Genomic DNA, 18,971 nt, shown 5'->3' with positions numbered 1-18,971 from the left:
ATTAGCTTTAGCGGAGCGTGCCCATGCCCAGTGTCATCTCTCAGCGGTCCAGCCTGGCGTTTCTAGTGATCATGGTGCTGACCTTTCTCGCCGCCTCCAGCGCGCCGACGCCGTTGTACCAGGTGTATCAAGACCACCTGCATTTTTCGGCGGCCATGCTCACGGCCATCTTTGGTGTCTATGCCGTGAGCCTGCTGGCGGCCCTGCTGACGGTGGGGTCGCTCTCGGATTACCTGGGGCGCAAGCCGGTGATCTTCGTCGCGCTGCTGCTCAATAGTGTGGCGATGCTGCTGTTTATCAACGCGGACAGCACCGCCTGCCTGCTGGCCGCCCGCGCGCTGCAGGGCTTCGCGACTGGCACTGCCACAGCGGTATTGAGTGCGACGCTGCTCGATACCGACCGCGTCCGCGGCCCGATGCTCAACAGCCTTGCACCGATGCTCGGCATGGCCAGTGGTGGCCTGGGCAGCGGGTTGCTGGTGGAGTTCGCGCCGTGGCCAACCCAATTGATCTACTACACCCTGCTGGCCTTGATGGTGTTACAGGCTCTGTATATCTGGCGCCTGCCTGAAACGGTCAGCCGCATACCCGGCGCCTTGAAGTCACTGGCGCCAACCCTGCATGTGCCGCCGCAGGCGCGCCGCGCGTTGTGGCTGGCGATGCCATTGAATGTGGCCGTGTGGGCGCTGGGTGGGTTTTTTTCCTCGTTGGCACCGTCGTTGGTGCGTGTCGCCACCGGGTCGACCTCGCACTTGATCGGCGGCGGGCTGGTGGCGGTGGTGACCTTGAGCGGCGCGGTGATGATCTACAGCCTGCGCAACCACGCGGCTGACAGGGTCATGCGCGTGTCGGCTGCACTGCTGGCCGTGGGCGTGGGGTTGCTGCTGGTTGCCGTAAACATCGCCAGCCTGTGGCTGTTCTTTGTCGCCAGTGTGATCGCAGGCCTGGGGTTCGGCGGCGGCTTCATGGGCAGTGTGCGCAGCATCGTGGGCCTGGCGTTGCCCCATGAGAGAGCGGGCCTGATGTCGGCGTTCTATGTATTGAGCTACCTGGCGTTCTGCGTGCCGGCGTTGTTGGCGGGTAACCTGAGCCGCGTGTTTGGCCTGGTCGCGACCACGGACGGCTACGGTGCGGTGCTTATCTTGCTGTCTCTCGGGGCCCTTGGTGGGCTGTGGTGGCGGGACTCGGCGCCAGCAAGGGCGAGGGCATGATCGTGGTTAATATAGATAAAACAGATAACAGTTAGAGATATTACCCGTTATATAGATATTCGATCAGGTTCTATCATGGCCTCAACCTCATATGAGGAAGAGGATTAACCCATGACCTGCTCGACCACTCACCGCTACAAACCCTTCAGTCACCTGGCCCGTCCCCGGGAAGTGATTCGCCAGTTCACCCCGAACTGGTTTGCCGCGACCATGGGCACCGGTGTGCTGGCCCTGGCCTTGGCCCAGATGCCAGTCAACCTGCCCGGCTTGCATGCCGTCGCCGAGGGCCTGTGGCTGTTCACCATTGGCCTGTTTGTGCTGTTCAGCGTGCTGTATGCCGCCCGCTGGGTGATGTTTTTCCACGAGGCGCGACGCATCTTCGGGCACTCAACGGTCTCGATGTTCTTCGGCACCATCCCCATGGGGCTGGCGACCATTCTCAACGGCTTGCTGCTGTTCGGCCTGCCGCGCTGGGGCGGTGATGTGATCCCGTTGGCCGAGGCCTTGTGGTGGCTGGACGTCGCCATGTCCCTGGCCTGCGGCGTACTGATCCCGTTCATGATGTTCACGCGCCAGGAGCACAGCATCGACCAGATGACCGCCGTCTGGCTGTTGCCCGTGGTGGCGGCCGAAGTGGCGGCGGCCAGCGGCGGCTTGCTCGCGCCGCACTTGGCCGATGCCCATTCGCAACTGGTGATGTTGGTGACCAGCTACGTGCTGTGGGCGTTTTCCCTGCCGGTAGCGTTCAGCATCCTGACCATCCTGATGCTGCGCATGGCCTTGCATAAGTTGCCTCACGCCAATATGGCCGCGTCGAGCTGGTTGGCCCTGGGCCCGATCGGTACCGGTGCCCTGGGCATGTTGCTGCTCGGTACGGATGCCCCCGCGATCTTTGCCGCCAATGGCCTGGCCAGTGTCGGTGAAATGGCCCACGGCCTGGGCCTGATTGCGGGCATCACCCTGTGGGGCTTCGGCTTGTGGTGGATGTTGATTGCGGTGTTGATCACCCTGCGTTACCTGCGCGCCGGTATCCCGTTCAACCTGGGCTGGTGGGGCTTCACCTTCCCATTGGGGGTTTACGCCTTGGCCACGCTTAAATTGGCGAGCCTGTTACATCTGGCGTTTTTCAGTGTGTTTGGCAGTGTGCTGGTGGTTGCGCTGGCGCTGATGTGGCTGATCGTGGCCAAGCGCACCGTGCAGGGCGCTTATAAAGGCGAGCTTTTTGTTTCGCCTTGTATTGCCGGGCTAGCGAATAAGTAAGCAGGATTAGGTAAAGTCGTGGCCTGATAAATAAAGGCCACGCAGGAACACGGACGACGATGAGCCATCCTTCCCAATTCACCTTGCTGCGCACGCGGCGCTTCTTGCCGTTTTTCATCACCCAGTTGCTGGGCGCGTTCAACGACAACATCTTCAAGCAGTCGCTGATCCTGGCCATCCTTTACAAGCTCACCATCGAGGGTGACCGCTCCATCTGGGTCAACCTGTGTGCTTTGTTGTTTATCCTGCCGTTCTTCCTGTTCTCGGCGTTGGCCGGGCAGTTTGGCGAGAAATTCAACAAGGACGCGTTGATCCGCGCGATCAAGATCGGCGAGATCGTGATCATGGCGGTGGGCGCGACGGGTTTTCTGACCAATCATCTTGAACTGATGCTGCTGGCGCTGTTTGCCATGGGCACTCACTCGGCGCTGTTCGGCCCGGTGAAGTACTCGATCATGCCCCAGGCATTGCACGACGATGAGTTGGTCGGCGGTAACGGCCTGGTGGAGATGGGCACGTTCCTGGCAATTTTGGCCGGCACCATCGGTGCCGGGATCATGATGTCTTCCACCCATTACGCGCCGGTGGTGGCGGTGGCGATTGTGGCCGTGGCGGTGCTGGGCTACCTGGCCAGCCGCAGCATCCCGCGCGCAGCGGCTTCGACACCGCAGCTGCGCCTGGACTGGAATATCTTCACTCAGTCCTGGGCGACTTTACGCATGGGCCTGGGGCAGACGCCGGCGGTGTCGCGCTCGATTGTCGGCAACTCATGGTTCTGGTTTGTCGGCGCGATTTACCTCACGCAAATACCTGCCTATGCCAAGGAATGGTTGTACGGCGACGAAACCGTGGTGACCTTGATCCTCACGGTGTTCTCGGTGGGCATCGCCCTGGGCTCGATGCTGTGCGAAAAGCTCTCCGGGCGTAAGGTGGAAATCGGCCTGGTGCCGTTTGGCTCATTTGGCCTGACCGTGTTCGGCCTGCTGCTGTGGTGGCACTCCGGCGGCTTCCCGCAGAACGTGCAAGCCAACGATTGGCTCGCGGTGCTCAGCTACGGCCAGGCGTGGTGGGTGCTGTTCGATATCCTCGGCCTGGGGGTGTTCGGCGGCTTTTACATCGTGCCGCTGTATGCGCTGATCCAGTCGCGTACCGCCGAGAACGAACGGGCACGGGTGATCGCGGCGAACAACATTCTCAATGCACTGTTCATGGTGGTCTCGGCCATCGTGTCCATTCTGCTGTTGAGCGTGGCCAAGCTGTCGATCCCCGAGTTGTTCCTGGTGGTGTCGCTGCTCAACATCGCGGTTAACACTTACATCTTTAAAATCGTCCCCGAGTTCACCATGCGCTTCATGATCTGGCTGCTCAGCCATTCCATGTACCGCGTGGAGCATCGCAACCTGCAAGCCATCCCGGATGAAGGCGCGGCGTTGCTGGTGTGCAACCATGTGTCGTTTGTCGATGCGCTGTTGATTGGCGGCGCAGTACGTAGGCCGATTCGCTTTGTCATGTACTACAAGATCTACCGCTTGCCGGTGCTCAATTTTATCTTCCGCACCGCCGGGACGATTCCGATTGCCGGGCGCCATGAAGACATTCAGATCTACGAGCAGGCGTTCGCGCGCATTGCCCAGTACCTCAAGGATGGCGAGCTGGTGTGCATCTTCCCGGAAGGCAAGCTGACAGCCGATGGCGAGATGAATGAGTTTCGCGGTGGGGTGACGCGCATCCTGGAGGAGACGCCGGTGCCGGTGATCCCGATGGCATTGCAGGGGTTGTGGGGGAGTTTCTTCAGCCGTGATCCGAACAAGGGTTTGTTTCATCGGATCTGGTCGCGGGTGGTGTTGGTGGCGGGCGAGCCGGTGGCTGTGGAAGCGGCAACGCCTGAGCAGTTGCACTCTGTGGTGGGCGGTTTGCGGGGGAGTGCCAGGTAGTTTGTCGTTGTTTGTCAGGGCATCATCGCAGGCAAGCCAGCTCCCACATTTGACTGTATTCACAATTCAAAAGGTGGGAGCTGGCTTGCCTGCGATAGCGGTAGTGGCTTAAGTGGAAATCTTTAGCCCAATCAGCCCACAAATAATCAACGCCACACTCGCCAACCGAAACAACGCCATGGATTCTCCAAACAGGATAATCCCGGCAATCACGGTGCCCACGGCCCCCACGCCGGTCCAGATGGCATAGGCGGTGCCCAGCGGCAATTCCTTCATGGCCAGCCCCAACAACCCAAGGCTGACGGCCATCGCGGCAATCGTCAGGACGGTGGGCAGCGGCTTGCTGAACCCGTCGGTGTACTTCAGGCCGACGGCCCAGCCCACTTCAAACAACCCGGCAAAAAACAGAATGATCCAGGACATGATGACCTCGCTTCTATCAAAGTGGGGTCGTCCCCGGGTGAGCGCTTGATAGCGTCGCGAGGTCGTCCCCGCGAAGTTCGGTAGAGTGCCGAAATTGGACCGGGCGATCAAGTTACGGCGTGGTTTCCAGGGCGCGGCGGTCTTCCTTTTCGCTCATGCGGCGGAAATAGGTCGACAGCAATGCGCCGGAAATATTGTGCCAGACGCTGAACAACGCACTGGGCACCGCCGCCAGTGGCGAAAAGTGCGCACTGGCCAGCGCGGCACCCAGCCCGGAGTTCTGCATGCCCACTTCCAGGGCCAGCGACTTGCGTTGCGCCAAGGGCAACTTGAACAGGCGCCCGGTGAAGTAGCCCAGCAGGTAACCGAAGCTGTTGTGCAGCATCACCACGGCCATGATCAGCAGGCCCGACTCGGCAATCTTGCCTTGGCTTGCGGCAACCACGGCCGCGACGATGATCACAATGCTGACCACCGACACCAGTGGCAGCACATCCACCGCATGCCTTACCCGATCACCGAGCAAACGCTGCGCGACCACGCCCAGTACGATGGGTAGCAGCACCACTTGCAGGATCGACCAGAACAGTTCCATGAACGACACTGGCAGCCAGGCCGAGGCCAGCAGCCAGATCAACGCCGGTGTGAGCAGCGGGGCGAGGAGGGTGGTGACCGCGGCAATCGCCACCGATAACGCCAGGTCACCCCGGGCCAGCCAGGTCATGACGTTGGACGACGTGCCACTTGGGCAACAGCCGACCAGGATCACGCCAACGGCAATTTCCGCAGGCAAATGGAACGCCTGGCACAGCAACCATGCCACGCCCGGCATGATCACGAAATGCGCGACCACGCCCAAGGCCACGCGCCACGGGTGGCGAGCGAGTTCGGCGAAGTCTTCCAGCTTCAAGGTCAACCCCATGCCGAACATCACCAGGCCCAGCAGTGGGACGATGGCGCTTTTCAGGCCAATGAACCAGCCGGGTTGGAGAAAGGCGACAACGGCAAAGATCAACACCCAATAGGCAAAGGTGTTACCGACGAAGCGGCTCAAGGCGGCGAGTGCGCGCATGGGGATGTCCTTTTTTATTCGATTTCCGAGTTGTCGATGCAATCAAATGTGGGAGCTGGCTTGCCTGCGATAGCGGTGTATCAGTCGGCACTCCTCTGGCTGACACTCCGCTATCGCAGGCAAGCCAGCTCCCACACTGACTGTGCCCGCATTGGATCGGTGTTGCTTAGATGCCCTGTGGTGTCTCTTCGCCGCCCAGTGCCTCGACCAACGCCGGCAGGAAATCGCCGAAGGTCAGCATCATCAAGGTAAAGCTGGCATCCAGTTGGCCCAGAGCTTCATCGCCGCCGTCCTGTTCCGCCTGGTCTTGCAGCAGGTCTTCGAACTTCAGGCGCTTGACGGTCATCTTGTCATCGAGCATGAAGGACAGCTTGTCCTGCCACGCCAGGGACAGTTGGGTTACGACCTTGCCGGTGGTCAGGTGCAGCTGGATCTCTTCGCCGGTCAGGTCCTGGCGTTTGCAGCGCACGATGCCGCCGTCTTCGTGGGTGTCGCGCAGTTCGCATTCGTCGAGGACGAAGAAGTCATCAGCCGGTTTCTGGGTGGTGACCCAGTCAGTCATGATTGCAGTTGGTGCGGTTTTTACCGTCAGAGGGCGGACGGGCAGGGTGCCGATCACCTCACGCAGGGTCGACAGCAGGTCTTCGGCACGCTTGGGGCTGGCCGAGTTGACCAGGATCAGGCCCTGTTTCGGCGCGATTGCAGCGAAGGTCGACGAGCGACGGATAAAGGCACGCGGCAGGAAGGCCTGGATGATTTCATCCTTGATCTGGTCGCGCTCCTTCTTATAGACCTTGCGCATTTGCTCGGCTTCGATCTCTTCGACTTTCTCTTTAAGTGCATCACGCACCACGCTACCCGGCAGGATGCGTTCTTCCTTGCGAGCGGCGATCAGCAGGAAATCGCCGCTGACGTGAACCAGGGGAGCGTCTTCACCTTTACCAAAAGGCGCGACGAAACCGTAAGTGGTCAACTCCTGGCTTGCACAAGGGCGCGCCAGCTTGGTGGCCATGGCCGCTTCCAACGCCTCGGCATCAACAGGCAGATCTTGGGTCAGGCGATAGATAAGCAGGTTCTTGAACCACATGGGGTGAGTCTCTCCTCTATACAAAGGGGGGCATTATTCTCTTGATCACGCCGCAGGCCAACCCTGCCTAAGCCATTGGAAGGGCTGAAAAAAAAGATTTAAGAAAGTGCTTGCCAGACTTAGGGTCGCTCCGTAGAATGCGCGCCACACCGAAACGAAGGGTGATTAGCTCAGCTGGGAGAGCATCTGCCTTACAAGCAGAGGGTCGGCGGTTCGATCCCGTCATCACCCACCATTCGCTTCATGTGTTACGCGCAGCGGTAGTTCAGTCGGTTAGAATACCGGCCTGTCACGCCGGGGGTCGCGGGTTCGAGTCCCGTCCGCTGCGCCATATTCGGTCACCTGGAACGCTGAACGCCAGGTAACCAAAGAAAGCCCGCTCATTGAGCGGGTTTTTTTCTGTCCGAAATATGGCAAAAAATCGTGCGCTAAACTTTTTTTAAATAAATTGCATTTAAATCAAGACATTACGATTTTTTGGTGTATGATGCGCCCACACCGAAACGAAGGGTGATTAGCTCAGCTGGGAGAGCATCTGCCTTACAAGCAGAGGGTCGGCGGTTCGATCCCGTCATCACCCACCATTCGCTTCAAGTGTTACGCGCAGCGGTAGTTCAGTCGGTTAGAATACCGGCCTGTCACGCCGGGGGTCGCGGGTTCGAGTCCCGTCCGCTGCGCCATATTCGGTCACCTGGAACACTGAACGCCAGGCAGCCACAAGAAACCCGCTCAATGAGCGGGTTTTTTTTCGCCTGCGATTTAACGCGCCTTACGGTGCGTTGCGGCTGTGGCGGTAATCGCTGACGGCCTCGTACACTGCTTTGCGCAGCCGGTTGATGCCGCCGATGGGGCGGTGCGCTTCCAGCCCGAACCAGGGGTTGAACGACTGGTTATCGCACGCCAGGTTCTGCGCCGGCGTGTCGAAGTCCTGGGCGGGAATCCTGACCTTGGCCACGGTTTCATACGGCGCGTCGCTTTCCTTCCATTCGATGCTGGTGTCTTCGATCGGCATGAACGCCTGCGGGTTTTGCCGCTGGATCTGCAGCACAAAACACGCATCTACACGGTCGGTGGACAGTTGCTGGTTGAGCGCGCTGCGCAGGAAGTTGGGCAGGGCCTGGTTCTGTTTGGGCAACACATAATCCGGGCAGCTTTGCGGATCTGGCGCGACGCGAAACTTGGCGTTGGCCGCGCCAAACTTGTAGGGCGACACTGAAAAGTAAGTCGTCTGCGTCGGGATGGCCGGTGCGGGCGCCAGGGTTGCCAGGGCGATAAACAGGTGACGCACTTGCCAACTGCGCGGGTCGAGCTTGGGAAAGAAAGCCAGGACCTTCTTGCCATCCGCTTGCGCGCCGATGTTTTGCGCGTATTCCGCGACATCGCTGACAAAGAAGTTCGGGTGGCTGAACATCACGAAATCCTGTTCGGTGCGCGCTTGCTGATCTGCCATCAGTTGCTTGCCCGGCACATCCAACAGCTTGATGGCCATGCCGCGGGCATCGCGGATGCTGTCGAATTGCGGATAAGCGTTGCCGTTGGACAGGCGCATCGTCGCCTGCCAGGTCTTGCCCGGCTCGGCAAATACACCCTGGCGCAAGGCCGGGTCGAGATCTGTCAGAACGCTGACCTCGGCTTTCACGCACCCATGGGCCTTGGCATGGGCATCACGCAGGTAGCGAGTGCCTTCGCGATGCTGATCAACGATGCGCACGGCGGTCTGGATGATGCCTTGGGTCATCGCCGCTTCACCGGGCGGGATCTGTTCCTTCACCGACACCGGGCCCCTGTGTTGCCAGGCGAACCAGGCCGTGGCCAACACCCACCCCAGCAGGCCCAGGCCCAGCAGCCACAGCAGGGTTTTGCCAACAAAGGCGCCAAGGCGTAGCCAGAGACGAGCAAGCATGGAGCGGTCCTTGTTTTGCGAGCGGATAATCATGGCAGTTGTTGCTCCAGCGGGCCGCCCAGCACCTTGAGGTATTCGAGCAGCGCCCAGCGTTCCTGCGGCAGCAGGCCACGGCCGATCACGCCATTGCCACGTTCGCCGGCACGGAATTCGTGGCCGCTGTTGTGGTTGCCGGTGATTCTGGTATCGAACAGGAAGGCATTCTTGAAGGCGATGGTCTCAAACCCCAGGTGACGCGGGTCGTAGTTGAAGGTGCCTTTATAGAAGGTAGTGCTGCGTTCGTCCTGGGGCGAGAGCAGTTGGTAGATCGTCGGCACCGAACCGTTGTGCAGGAACGGTGGGGTGGCCCATACGCCGGCCAGTGGCCGCGCCTTGTAGGCACGCAATTCGCGCACGCCGATGGGCAGGCCGAACCCGTCCAGGCCTGGGCGCTCGGCCGCGGTAACGCCCGCCGCACGGTAGGCATGCTCTTCGACGAAGGCGGTGACATAGGCTAAACCCTGGGCCACCGACATTTTTTTCAGGTCCAGCGGCGCGGTGGGGGTGGGGTGCAGTTCGACATTGAGCCGGGCCAGTTCGGCCGGGTCCCATTGCAACGCGCTGAGGTCATAGCGTTGGTCGGCAATGTTGTTGGCCGTGCCGGGGTCGGTGCCGATGTAGTTCACCGGCAGCATTTTCAACTGCTGCACCGGACGGCCGTTTTCTTGGGTGACGGTGGGTAGGTGGCAGCCGGCGCAGTTCTCGGCAAAGAGTGCGCGACCCTGGGCGGCGAGGGGCTTGTCGATGGCACCGAACAAGTATTGCGGCCAGGTCGGCGGTTTGAGCCGTTGCAGGGTTTCTTCGATCAGGTGCAGGTCGCGCACCCGTACGCTGGACGGGTAGCGGGCATCGCCTTTGAGCGGTTGCCCGGCAGTGTCGAAGAACGTCAGGGTCGCGCCTACGCCAAGGGCTTCGCCGATGTTGCGCGCCATGGGCTGTTGGGCCGAGCCATTCCACTGCACCCAGTCGAAGGTCCAGATATCCCACAACTGCGGGTAGTCCACCGGCGCATTGGCGACGCGATAATTGTCTGGGGAAATAGCGTCGCCAAAACTGGCGTTGGCGATGCGCCCAAAGGCGTCAGTGCGGCCCGGGCCTTCTTCGGTGGGGTAAAGGCCGCGGTGGGTGTCATTCCAGGCAACCTTGAGGAACTGGTTCAGCGATTGCTTGAAGTCCTTGCGCAGTTGATCGCGCTGGGCGTCGTACTGATCCCCCAGGACCTTGTGGGCAAAGCGCTCGAACTTCCATGGGTTGTAATAGGTAGCGGCCAGGCTGGCGACCAGGGCCTGGCCGAAACTGCCGCCACGCAACGTGGGAACGCTGGAGGGCAGTACGTGTTGCGCCGAGCCGCCGTCGATACGCAGGGCCTGACCCTTGAAGTGCAATTCGCCGGTGTGGCAGGCCGCACAGGTGATATCCAGGTACTGAGCCTTGCTGTCGGCGTTCTGGTGCCGGGCGAACCCTACCGGCAGGTTGCCAGGGTTTTGCGCGGTGGGCACCTGTTTGGGATCGACCAGGAAGCCAAAGCGCGCCAGGTACTGCGGCGCGGCAAAGCGTTGCTCGGAGAACGGCAGCTCCAGGGCGGTGAACCAGTCGTAGTGCAGGCCTTTTACTTGAGTGCCCTGGGGCGTGAAGTAGTAGGTCTGGCGGTCGGCGGCACTCCATTGCTCCTGATAGTGCACCTGTTTCACGGGCACGTAATCCGGCAGCTTGGGGTTGAGGGTGTAATAGAGCACCACGGCCAGGATCAGGCCCAGTGCGATCAGTATCAGGAGTAAAACTCGGGAAAAAATGCGCAAGATAACTATCCTTGTCGAATTGTCGCGTTGTTATGCCACTGCGCCACAGGTGCGGCAAGTAGCGATTAGCCTGCTGGCAGGCGGTCCCGCGATCCGTCGCGGTGGCCCATGATAAATGGAAATGCTTTTAAACACGTGAACTTATCAGAAGTTTCCTGCTCACATGCCGGTAGCCATTGGTCGGGGCCGCCTGATAAGCTCGCGACTTTATTCGAATGCCCTTTTGGCGCATGAACAAGGAAATAGCATGAAACAGCATCGGTTGGCGGCGGCGGTGGCCCTGGTTAGCCTGGTACTTGCGGGTTGTGATTCGCAAACCAGCGTAGAGCTGAAAACCCCGGCGCAAAAAGCTTCCTACGGCATCGGCCTGAACATGGGCAAGAGCCTTGCCCAAGAAGGCATGGATGACCTGGACTCCAAAGCGGTAGCCCAAGGCATTGAAGATGCTGTCGGCAAGAAAGAGCAGAAGCTCAAAGATGACGAACTGGTTGAAGCCTTCGCCGCGCTGCAAAAGCGTGCCGAAGAGCGCATGACTAAAATGAGCGAAGAGTCGGCAGCTGCCGGCAAGAAATTCCTCGAAGACAACGCCAAGAAAGACGGCGTCGTCACCACCGCTTCCGGTCTGCAGTACAAGATCGTGAAGAAGGCCGACGGCGCCCAGCCTAAGCCAACCGACGTGGTGACTGTTCACTACACCGGCAAGCTCACCAACGGCACTACCTTTGACAGCTCTGTAGATCGTGGTAGCCCGATCGACCTGCCGGTCAGCGGCGTGATCCCGGGTTGGGTCGAAGGCTTGCAACTGATGCATGTTGGCGAGAAGGTCGAGTTGTACATCCCGTCCGACCTGGCCTACGGCGCCCAGAGCCCGAGCCCGGCGATCCCGGCCAACTCCGTGCTGGTATTCGACCTGGAGCTGCTGGCCATCAAGGACCCAGCCAAGGCAGAAGCAGCGGACGCACCTGCTGCACCAGCCGCCAAGAAGTAATCGGCGCCTGAACACACAACGCCCCGTCTCGACGGGGCGTTGTTGTTTTCGGGGCTGTATCAAAGGATGCAAAAATCTTCTGTGGGAGCTGGCTTGTCGGGTCGCCGCATCGCTGTGATGACCGCCAGACGCTCAGCACTCCAAATGTGGGAGCTGGCTTGCCTGCGATGACGGCCTGCCAGCCTACACCTACTAACTGACACACCACGATCAACCTGTGGGAGCGGGCTTGCTCGCGAAGGCGGCCTGGCAATCAACACAGTTGGATTGTGTACATATCCATTGCTGCGGTAACGGCCACATAGGGTTCCGCCCTGACGGCGGCTCACTTTGCAAGAGCGGCAAAGTAAGCAAAACGCTCTTGCCCCACCACTCGGCACCTCGCTCAGGCTCGGTGTGCCCGTAATCCGCCAGTGATTTGGGGGGCCGCCGCCACGCGCCATCCATGGCGCGGGGCGGCTAAACCGGCATCCCTGCCGGTTTACCCCCCAAATCCCTGTCGAATTCCGGCCAGCGTGGTTTAACGGGGCGCCTAAGATCAAAAGCAGATCAAGATCAAGAGCGGCTCGCTTCGCATCGTGGTTAGCGTTGGCTGCTACGGCCTGTAAAGTTGTGTTGATGCCTAAGGCAATCGCAGGCAAGCCAGCTCCCACATTTGGAGCCGGGGGTGTCTGGGAGATAGGCATCGGCTGGCAGGCTGCCACGTCGTACCGGGTCGTGTAGATGTCTATGGCTATCGCACGCCAGCCAGCCCCTACGTTGAAGCCTCTGCAAATCCAAACGAACGTCCGCAACCGGACACAGTCTGATATAAGACTCGAGCACGGGTAGCCGCACATACATGCCAAGTCAATGAATTCTTGGGTTTTTTTTATGTGCGCAAAAAACGCCCGATCTGACTGTAGGCCTTGTAGTCCGTGGCTTTCAGCCGATAAAACAGGCTCTGTTCACAAGGTTATCCACAATTTGTGTGGATAACCTTTTATGTCGCCTGGAACTGGAGTGCCCAATGAAACCACCGTTCAATTTCACCCGTTTCCTGCCCATGGCCGCACGCTTGCTCGGTCGGGGGCGTTTGCCAACCTTGCTGTTTGCCGTCGCTGCCAAAGGTTCAAGCCAAGGCAATCGGCTCGGCCAGCTCAAGGATGATCTCAAGTTACTGCAGGCCCTGTGCCTGGCTTACTGGCGCGGCGAATACCGTGCGATCAGCCCTAAGGCGCTGATCTCGGTGGTGGCGGGGCTGATGTATTTTCTCAGCCCGATTGATGCGATTCCGGATTTCCTCCCGATGTTCGGCATGCTGGATGACATCGCCGTGCTGGCATGGGTCATGAAGACCCTGAGCGGCGAACTGAGCGCCTTTCGCGCCTGGCGCGATGCGCAACGCCCGGAAAAACTCGCGGTGGTTGAGCGCCTGCCAGCGACGCCTGAGCTGCTGGCTCGGGAAAACCCGCAAAAAAACTAATGTTGCCCGGTATCCCCTGCGACCTTCGTGGCTGTTAGGATTACACTTCTAAGGAAAGAACTTACTTAGTAAGTGTTTTTATCCTACGGGGCAGTCATGGATATTCAGATCATTTCACGCGATGGCGCACCCGAATACGCGGTGTTGCCATGGGACCAGTACCAGGCGCTGCTAAAAGCTGCCGGTCAGCAGCAACCTACACCCGCTTCTTCCCCTGCCGCCTCTACCGCCATTGATCAGGACCTGCGCCCGCTCGCAGCCCTGCGCGGCCTGCGTGAAGCCAAGGGGCTGGCTATCGAGACCCTGGCACGCACAGTGGGGATCAGCCCCTCATACCTTGGATTGATTGAAAGTGGTGAACGCCAGCCGGATGCCGCCATTCGCCGCAGCCTGGCTTGGGAATTGGGCGTAGCAGGTTGGAGGGATGAGTCTTGAGCCTACGTATTAGCCGTCAACACTGGGATGGGTTGCTCAACGAACTGGATCAGGCGCGGCGCCAGCGCCATTTGCTCACCTACCGTGCACTGCTTGAGCGCCTGCAATTCCCCACGCCGGCCATGCAGACCCTGGCGGCGGCCCTGGAGCACCTGGCGGCACTGGATGCCAAGGCCGAGCAGCCGCTGCGCAGTTCCCTGGTGATCAGCCAGGGCGCCAGCCGCCTGCCGCGCACCGGTTTTTTCGAATGTGTGGAGCGCCTGGGGCGGTTCAGCGGGCCGTCCGATGGCGTCGCCGCCGCGTCCTGGCATGCATCCGAAGTGGTGCGGGTGTTCGAGTACGAGTATCCGGAGTCCGCCGAGGCCTAAAGCGCCTGGGGGCAGGTGTCCATGCTGTCGATCACGTGGATGCTGTAGCCCGCCACATCCTTGGCATGGTGCTTGGCTTGTGACGCCAGCTCTGCCAACTGGCTGGCATCGAGTTGTGCGCAGGCCTGAGGATACAAGTGCACTACACCGATGGACAGCGACAGCAACGCAAACTCCTGGCGCACGCCCTGGCGATTGAGGGCCACGAAGCACCCAGCCTCCAGATGTTCAGCGCGGTAGAAGCGTCGGCATTGGGTATGGAAGTCATCCAGCAACTGGTTGAGCCGCTTGCGCCAATCCTGCGGGCCCAGCACCAGCAAAAAATCATCCCCACCAATATGCCCGACAAAGTCGCGGCTGGGGTCTACCCGGTCGTTGAGGCACTGCGCCAGGCACAGCAGCACTTCATCCCCGCGCCCGTAGCCGTAGATATCGTTGAACGGTTTGAAACTGTCGATATCCACATAGCAGATCACCGACTCGCGCTGTTGCTGCAGCAGCCGGGTGAGGCACTGCTGGATCGGCACATTGCCAGGCAACAAGGTCAACGGGTTGGCATAGCGGGCCTGCTGGATTTTCAGCTCCGTGATCAACTTGAGCACGTCGATGACCCGACCCAGTCCCAGGTAATCACCGTTCAGGGTGATGATGAAATCCTCTTCGATGCGTTGCCGCGCGCGGCTGGTCAATAAGCGGCTGACCTGCTGCAAGGACTGGCTCAGTTCCACCGCCAAAAGTCATCGCTCATCAAGCGGCTGATGGGTTTACGTGCAAACAGATCGGTCGCGAACGGCTTGAGCAACGCGTCCGACAACGAGTGCCGGTGCACAATGCCGACCGGGCAACCGCGGCCGTCCAATACCGCCAGCGAGTTGAGGTTGGCCTGGCGGCGGAACGATTCCAGCACTTGAGCGGTGGCGGTGTCTTGATCCACGGCGGGCTGCTCATTGAGCAGGGCGCTCAAGTCACTGCCTTCGTCATTGAGGGCCAGCGTGGCGTTATCCGGCTTGGGCAGCATCAGGCGCGCTTCCTGCGGCGGCTTTTCCTGAGGGCGGCAGAGCAGGTAGCCCTGGACCAGGTCGACGCCCATCTCCGTCAACACTGCCAGTTCTTCCGGCAACTCGATGCCCTCGGCAATCACTTGGGCGCGGGACGCCCTGGCGATCTGCAGGATCGAGCCGACAAACTCACGCTTGAGGGCGTCCTGGTGAATGCCGTCAATAAAGTGCCGGTCGATCTTCACGTAGTCCGGGCGCAGCTCGGACCACAACCGCAAGCTGGAATAACCGGCGCCCAAGTCATCCAGTGCGATGGCAAAGCCCATGTCGCGGTAGTGGTGCAAGGCAGTTTGCAGCAGCGCGAAATCGTCGGTGGGTGCCTGCTCGGTTAGCTCGATCACCACTTGGCTGGGAGAAATGCCGAAGTCGCGCAACAGTTGCAGCGTGCGCCCTGGCTGATGTGCGTTCTCCATCAAGGATTCGGGAGAGATATTGAGGAACAGCTTGCCGGGCAGTTTCTGCTCGCTGAAGCGCCGGCATGCACTCTCTCGACACGCCATGTCCAATTCGCTCAGGCGCCCGGCGTGGCTGGCCACCGAGAACAGTGCGACGGGGGAGTGCAGCGGGCTGTTGGACGGGCCACGACTGAGAGCTTCATAACCGAGGATGCGCCGCTCCGACAGGCAGATGATCGGTTGGAACAGGCTGTGCAAACTGCCTTGAGCCAGGATTGAGCCCAATGCATTCAGCTGTTCGGTCATGGTCATGGCGGTCTCGATCAAAAAAAAGGACCGCAGGCGTAAACCTGCGGTCCTTTTATTTCACGACAGAATGATGTCTATATGATGACACTCCGAGGAGCGATCACATTAAATCGCCATCATTTACTGCTTGGCCACCTGCTTGGTGATTTTCAGATAATCCAGCAGGATCCGGCCAGTCTCGGCCAAGTAAGCGTCGTCTTCCGGCTTGGTTTTATCCGCCTCGGTCGGCAGCGCGTCTTCATCTTCTTTCTTCAGCTCTTTGAGCGGGTCTTCACCCTTGGCCTTGCGGCGGGTGTTTTCCAGCACCAGTTGCTGATTCTCGATGCTGGAGTGCTGTGCACGGCGATCCGCTTCGTTGAGGCTGACGGTCTTCTCTTCCATCAGCTTCTTGGCCAGGGCCAGCTTGTCGCGGATAAACACGAACTCGGCGTCCTTGGCAGAGCGGGTGTCATGGTCAGCCTTCAACTGAGCCAGGAAGGGCTTGAACGGATCCGACGCCGGCTTGATCGCAGGGCGGATGGTGTCCCACGGCATGGCTTCAGGCAGGGCGCTTTCGCCGATTTCCTTGGTGTCGATGATCGAAGGGAAATCGATATCCGGCAGTACGCCTTGATGCTGGGTGCTCTGCCCGGATACCCGGTAGAACTTGGCCAGTGTCAGCTTGAGCTCGCCATGGTTCAGCGGTTGGATGGTCTGCACGGTGCCTTTGCCGAAGGTCTGGCCGCCGATGATCAGTGCGCGGTGGTAGTCCTGCATGGCGCCGGCGAAAATCTCCGAGGCCGAGGCCGAGAGACGGTTGACCAGCAGCGCCATCGGCCCTTTGTAGAAGGCACCCGGGTTCTCGTCTTCGAGCACGTCGACACGGCCGTCAGCGTTGCGTACCAATACGGTCGGGCCCTTGTCGATAAACAGGCTGGTCAGCTCGGTGGCTTCCTGCAGGGAGCCGCCGCCGTTGTTGCGCAGGTCGATGACCACGCCGTCGACTTTCTCTTTCTGCAGTTCTGTCAGGATTTTCTTCACGTCGCGGGTGGTGGACTTGTAGTCCGGATCACCGGCGCGGAACGCCTTGAAGTCCAGGTAGAAGGCCGGGATTTCGATCACGCCCAGCTTGTAGTCCTTGCCATCCTGCTTGAGGTTGAGGACTTTCTTCTGCACGGCCTGGTCTTCGAGCTTCACCGCTTCACGGGTGATGGACACGATCTTGCTGGTCTGGTCGTTCGGTGCATTGGTGTGCGGAATCACTTCCAGGCGCACCACGCTGCCTTTAGGCCCACGGATCAGCTTGACCACTTCGTCCAGGCGCCAGCCGACCACATCGACCATCTCTTTGTCGGCCTGGGCCACGCCGATGATCTTGTCGGCCGGTGCCACTTGCTTGGTTTTGTCAGCAGGGCCTGCCGGCACCAGACGTACGATCTTCACCTGGTCATTGTCGCTTTGCAGGACGGCACCGATGCCTTCCAGGGACAGACTCATATTGATATCGAAATTTTCCGCGTTATCTGGCGACAGATAATTGGTGTGCGGGTCGTAGGACATCGCAAAGGTGTTGATGTAGGCCTGGAAGATATCCTCGGCACGGGTCTGGTCCAGGCGTGCCAGCTGGTTTTTGTAGCGCTTGGTCAGCAGTTCTTGAATGGCCTTGGGCTCTTTGCCGGCGATCTTCAAGCGCAGCACTTCGTCCTTGACGCGTTTGCGCCACAGGTCGTCCAGGGCTGCGGTGCTGGTCAGCCAAGGGGCGTCCTTGCGGTCTACCAGAAGGGTTTCTTTCTGGGTGAAATCGAGTTTGTCGACGCCCTTGTTCAGCTCACCCAACGCGAAGTCCAGACGCGCTTTGACGCGGTCCAGGTAACGCTTGTAGATGGTGAAGCCGGGTTGCAGGTCGCCGCTCTTGAGGAAGTCGTCGAATTGGGTCTTCCACTTGTCGAACTCAGCGATATCGCTGGCCAGGAAGTAGCTGCGCGAGGGGTCCAGCAGCTTGAGGTAGCTGTCGTAGATGATCACCGAGCGAGCGTCGTCCAGCGGCGGCTTGCTGTAGTGATGGCGCTTGAGCAACTCGACGACGTTAAGGCTGGCAATCACCTCATCGCGATCAGGCTGAAGGTTGTCCCAGCTATTGGCTGCGAACGTATTGGTCGACATCGACGCGAAGCCGAGACCAATGAAAAAAGCGAGGGCGGTGCTGGGGAACAGATGCTTCATGCTGATTCGACGCGGGGGCAATTGATAACGCATATTAGGCCGTCTTTGAGGGAGCCGGTTCCATATGGTCCGGTCGCATAATGCAAAAAGCCCGGCGCTACAGCACCGGGCTCAGTCCAGACTCACTATGGAGGCACTGTGAAAGCATTGCAAGGCGTTGACGGTGATGTGGGGGGCTAGAACAACCTCGTCCTACGTCCGGTGTAGTCCATATTGCCAATAGCCTGACCGAATCCTAGATTGAAATGCAGTCAGTGTGGGAGCTGGCTTGCCTGCGATAGCGGTGCGCCAGATGAAGAATTCTTCACTGTTGCACCGCTATCGCCGGCAAGCCAGCTCCCACAGGTTGATGTCTATTGATTCAGGTCCAGTGGTGGATCGGCCAGCCGGCCTGTTCGGCATTGGCGCGCAACACCGGGTCCGGGTTCACCACCTGCGGGTGATCCACCTTGAGCAGCAGCGGTAAATCATTGCGCGAGTCCGAATAGAAATAGGCACCTTCAAGGGTTTCGCCTTCCTGCTCCAGCCATTCCAGCAACCGCGTGATCTTGCCTTCACGGTAAGTCAGTACACCCTCTGTCTTGCCGTCGTATACCCCATGGCTGACGCTCAGGTTAATCCCCAGCACTTCCTCGATACCGATACGCGCAGCAATCGGCGTGACCAGGTGAGTGCCCGAAGCGGAAATCACCAGGATCCGGTCACCGTTCGCGCGGTGGCGGGCGATGGTCTTGGTGGCGTCGCTGTAGATCAGCGGCTCGATCACGTCCTCGACCCACGGCTCCACCAGGTGCTCGATTTCTTCCGGGGTTCGGCCGATCATCGGCTCCAGGCTGAAATCCATGAAATCTTCCATCAACAGCTTGCCCTGGCTGTAGGCATCCATCAGCTCGTTGTTCCTGCGCATGAATGACTCAGGGTCTACCCAGCCGAGGCGGCCCATCTGTTCGCTCCACAGCGTGGCGCAGTCGCCGTGGATCAAGGTGTCGTCCAGATCAAAAATTACCAATGCCATCGGTGATG

Annotated in this window: 14 protein-coding genes, 4 tRNA genes and 1 pseudogene; 11 read left to right on the top strand and 8 right to left on the bottom strand. The window is 59.8% G+C overall.

Annotated elements, in window-relative coordinates; genetic code table 11:
* Nucleotides 1-23: 23 nt before the first annotated feature.
* The 3 genes from FXO12_RS08365 (at nt 24) to FXO12_RS08355 (ending at nt 4,405) form a co-directional block, all read left to right on the top strand.
* Nucleotides 24-1,211 (top strand): MFS transporter, encoded by a 1,188-nt coding sequence (locus FXO12_RS08365; protein ID WP_057978124.1) that lies wholly within the window; start codon nt 24-26, stop codon nt 1,209-1,211.
* 111 nt (nt 1,212-1,322) lie between these two features.
* Nucleotides 1,323-2,471 (top strand): TDT family transporter, encoded by a 1,149-nt coding sequence (locus FXO12_RS08360; protein WP_057978122.1) that lies wholly within the window; start codon nt 1,323-1,325, stop codon nt 2,469-2,471.
* Nucleotides 2,472-2,530: 59 nt separating this feature from the next.
* Nucleotides 2,531-4,405: an MFS transporter gene (locus FXO12_RS08355; RefSeq protein ID WP_057978120.1), complete on the top strand. Its 1,875-nt coding sequence runs from the start codon at nt 2,531-2,533 to the stop codon at nt 4,403-4,405.
* 108 nt (nt 4,406-4,513) lie between these two features.
* Here the strand turns inward: FXO12_RS08355 and sugE are convergent, their stop codons facing one another.
* The 3 genes from sugE to rdgC form a co-directional block, all read right to left on the bottom strand.
* A complete protein-coding gene (gene sugE, locus FXO12_RS08350) occupies nt 4,514-4,828 on the bottom strand; it encodes a quaternary ammonium compound efflux SMR transporter SugE (protein WP_054897869.1) in 315 nt (104 codons plus the stop codon).
* A gap of 112 nt (nt 4,829-4,940) precedes the next feature.
* Entirely contained in the window at nt 4,941-5,900 is a 960-nt protein-coding gene (locus FXO12_RS08345) for a bile acid:sodium symporter family protein (RefSeq protein WP_057978118.1), read from the bottom strand.
* A 166-nt stretch (nt 5,901-6,066) separates the two neighbouring features.
* Nucleotides 6,067-6,987, bottom strand: coding sequence for a recombination-associated protein RdgC (rdgC, locus tag FXO12_RS08340; protein WP_005786703.1), 921 nt, complete (start codon nt 6,985-6,987; stop codon nt 6,067-6,069).
* Nucleotides 6,988-7,146: 159 nt separating this feature from the next.
* Here rdgC and FXO12_RS08335 point away from each other — a divergent pair.
* From FXO12_RS08335 to FXO12_RS08320, 4 genes are all read left to right on the top strand, one after another.
* Nucleotides 7,147-7,222, top strand: a tRNA-Val gene (locus tag FXO12_RS08335).
* A 19-nt stretch (nt 7,223-7,241) separates the two neighbouring features.
* Nucleotides 7,242-7,318 (top strand) — tRNA-Asp (locus FXO12_RS08330).
* A gap of 177 nt (nt 7,319-7,495) precedes the next feature.
* A tRNA-Val gene (locus tag FXO12_RS08325) sits at nt 7,496-7,571 on the top strand.
* 19 nt (nt 7,572-7,590) lie between these two features.
* Nucleotides 7,591-7,667: transfer RNA gene (locus FXO12_RS08320), tRNA-Asp, on the top strand.
* 89 nt (nt 7,668-7,756) lie between these two features.
* Here the strand turns inward: FXO12_RS08320 and FXO12_RS08315 are convergent.
* Both FXO12_RS08315 and FXO12_RS08310 read right to left on the bottom strand, forming a co-directional pair.
* The gene (locus FXO12_RS08315; protein WP_057978144.1) at nt 7,757-8,890 is read right to left on the bottom strand and encodes a catalase family protein; all 1,134 of its coding nucleotides are present in this window, start codon (nt 8,888-8,890) and stop codon (nt 7,757-7,759) included.
* A 29-nt stretch (nt 8,891-8,919) separates the two neighbouring features.
* Nucleotides 8,920-10,728, bottom strand: a complete 1,809-nt coding sequence (locus FXO12_RS08310) for a di-heme-cytochrome C peroxidase (RefSeq protein ID WP_087716063.1) — start codon at nt 10,726-10,728, stop codon at nt 8,920-8,922.
* A gap of 247 nt (nt 10,729-10,975) precedes the next feature.
* Here FXO12_RS08310 and FXO12_RS08305 point away from each other — a divergent pair, with 247 nt between their 5' ends.
* From FXO12_RS08305 to FXO12_RS08290, 4 genes are all read left to right on the top strand, one after another.
* A complete protein-coding gene (locus tag FXO12_RS08305; RefSeq protein WP_003190133.1) occupies nt 10,976-11,716 on the top strand; it encodes an FKBP-type peptidyl-prolyl cis-trans isomerase in 741 nt (246 codons plus the stop codon).
* 1,009 nt (nt 11,717-12,725) lie between these two features.
* Entirely contained in the window at nt 12,726-13,181 is a 456-nt protein-coding gene (locus tag FXO12_RS08300; protein ID WP_056788425.1) for a YkvA family protein, read from the top strand.
* A 96-nt stretch (nt 13,182-13,277) separates the two neighbouring features.
* Complete coding sequence (locus tag FXO12_RS08295) at nt 13,278-13,616, top strand: helix-turn-helix transcriptional regulator (protein ID WP_034127238.1); 339 nt, start codon at nt 13,278-13,280, stop codon at nt 13,614-13,616.
* Nucleotides 13,613-13,984, top strand: a complete 372-nt coding sequence (locus FXO12_RS08290) for a hypothetical protein (protein ID WP_005786715.1) — start codon at nt 13,613-13,615, stop codon at nt 13,982-13,984. Before FXO12_RS08295 ends, FXO12_RS08290 begins: the two co-directional genes overlap by 4 nt.
* Here FXO12_RS08290 and FXO12_RS08285 read toward each other — a convergent pair.
* From FXO12_RS08285 to FXO12_RS08275, 3 genes and pseudogenes are all read right to left on the bottom strand, one after another.
* Nucleotides 13,981-15,749 (bottom strand): annotated as a pseudogene (locus FXO12_RS08285) (bifunctional diguanylate cyclase/phosphodiesterase). The gene FXO12_RS08290 and the pseudogene FXO12_RS08285 sit on opposite strands and share 4 nt — an antisense overlap.
* 117 nt (nt 15,750-15,866) lie before the next feature.
* Nucleotides 15,867-17,948 carry a carboxy terminal-processing peptidase gene (locus FXO12_RS08280; protein ID WP_223816873.1) on the bottom strand — a complete coding sequence of 694 codons (2,082 nt, stop codon included), beginning with the start codon at nt 17,946-17,948 and terminating at the stop codon, nt 15,867-15,869.
* A gap of 361 nt (nt 17,949-18,309) precedes the next feature.
* Nucleotides 18,310-18,963, bottom strand: coding sequence for an HAD family phosphatase (locus FXO12_RS08275; protein WP_054897873.1), 654 nt, complete (start codon nt 18,961-18,963; stop codon nt 18,310-18,312).
* Nucleotides 18,964-18,971: the final 8 nt, after the last annotated feature.

The organism is Pseudomonas sp. J380, assembly GCF_009827115.1.
Lineage (GTDB): Bacteria > Pseudomonadota > Gammaproteobacteria > Pseudomonadales > Pseudomonadaceae > Aquipseudomonas > Aquipseudomonas paracarnis.
This window is presented reverse-complemented; position numbering and strand designations above follow the sequence as displayed.

Coding starts and splice junctions, on each gene's coding strand:
- FXO12_RS08315 (WP_057978144.1), bottom strand. CDS start 8,890: ATGCTTGCTCGTCTCTGGCTACGCCTTGGCGCCTTTGTTGGCAAAACC.
- FXO12_RS08280 (WP_223816873.1), bottom strand. CDS start 17,948: ATGAAGCATCTGTTCCCCAGCACCGCCCTCGCTTTTTTCATTGGTCTC.
- FXO12_RS08345 (WP_057978118.1), bottom strand. CDS start 5,900: ATGCGCGCACTCGCCGCCTTGAGCCGCTTCGTCGGTAACACCTTTGCC.
- FXO12_RS08355 (WP_057978120.1), top strand. CDS start 2,531: ATGAGCCATCCTTCCCAATTCACCTTGCTGCGCACGCGGCGCTTCTTG.
- FXO12_RS08365 (WP_057978124.1), top strand. CDS start 24: ATGCCCAGTGTCATCTCTCAGCGGTCCAGCCTGGCGTTTCTAGTGATC.
- FXO12_RS08360 (WP_057978122.1), top strand. CDS start 1,323: ATGACCTGCTCGACCACTCACCGCTACAAACCCTTCAGTCACCTGGCC.
- FXO12_RS08295 (WP_034127238.1), top strand. CDS start 13,278: ATGGATATTCAGATCATTTCACGCGATGGCGCACCCGAATACGCGGTG.
- rdgC (WP_005786703.1), bottom strand. CDS start 6,987: ATGTGGTTCAAGAACCTGCTTATCTATCGCCTGACCCAAGATCTGCCT.
- FXO12_RS08275 (WP_054897873.1), bottom strand. CDS start 18,963: ATGGCATTGGTAATTTTTGATCTGGACGACACCTTGATCCACGGCGAC.
- FXO12_RS08305 (WP_003190133.1), top strand. CDS start 10,976: ATGAAACAGCATCGGTTGGCGGCGGCGGTGGCCCTGGTTAGCCTGGTA.
- FXO12_RS08300 (WP_056788425.1), top strand. CDS start 12,726: ATGAAACCACCGTTCAATTTCACCCGTTTCCTGCCCATGGCCGCACGC.
- sugE (WP_054897869.1), bottom strand. CDS start 4,828: ATGTCCTGGATCATTCTGTTTTTTGCCGGGTTGTTTGAAGTGGGCTGG.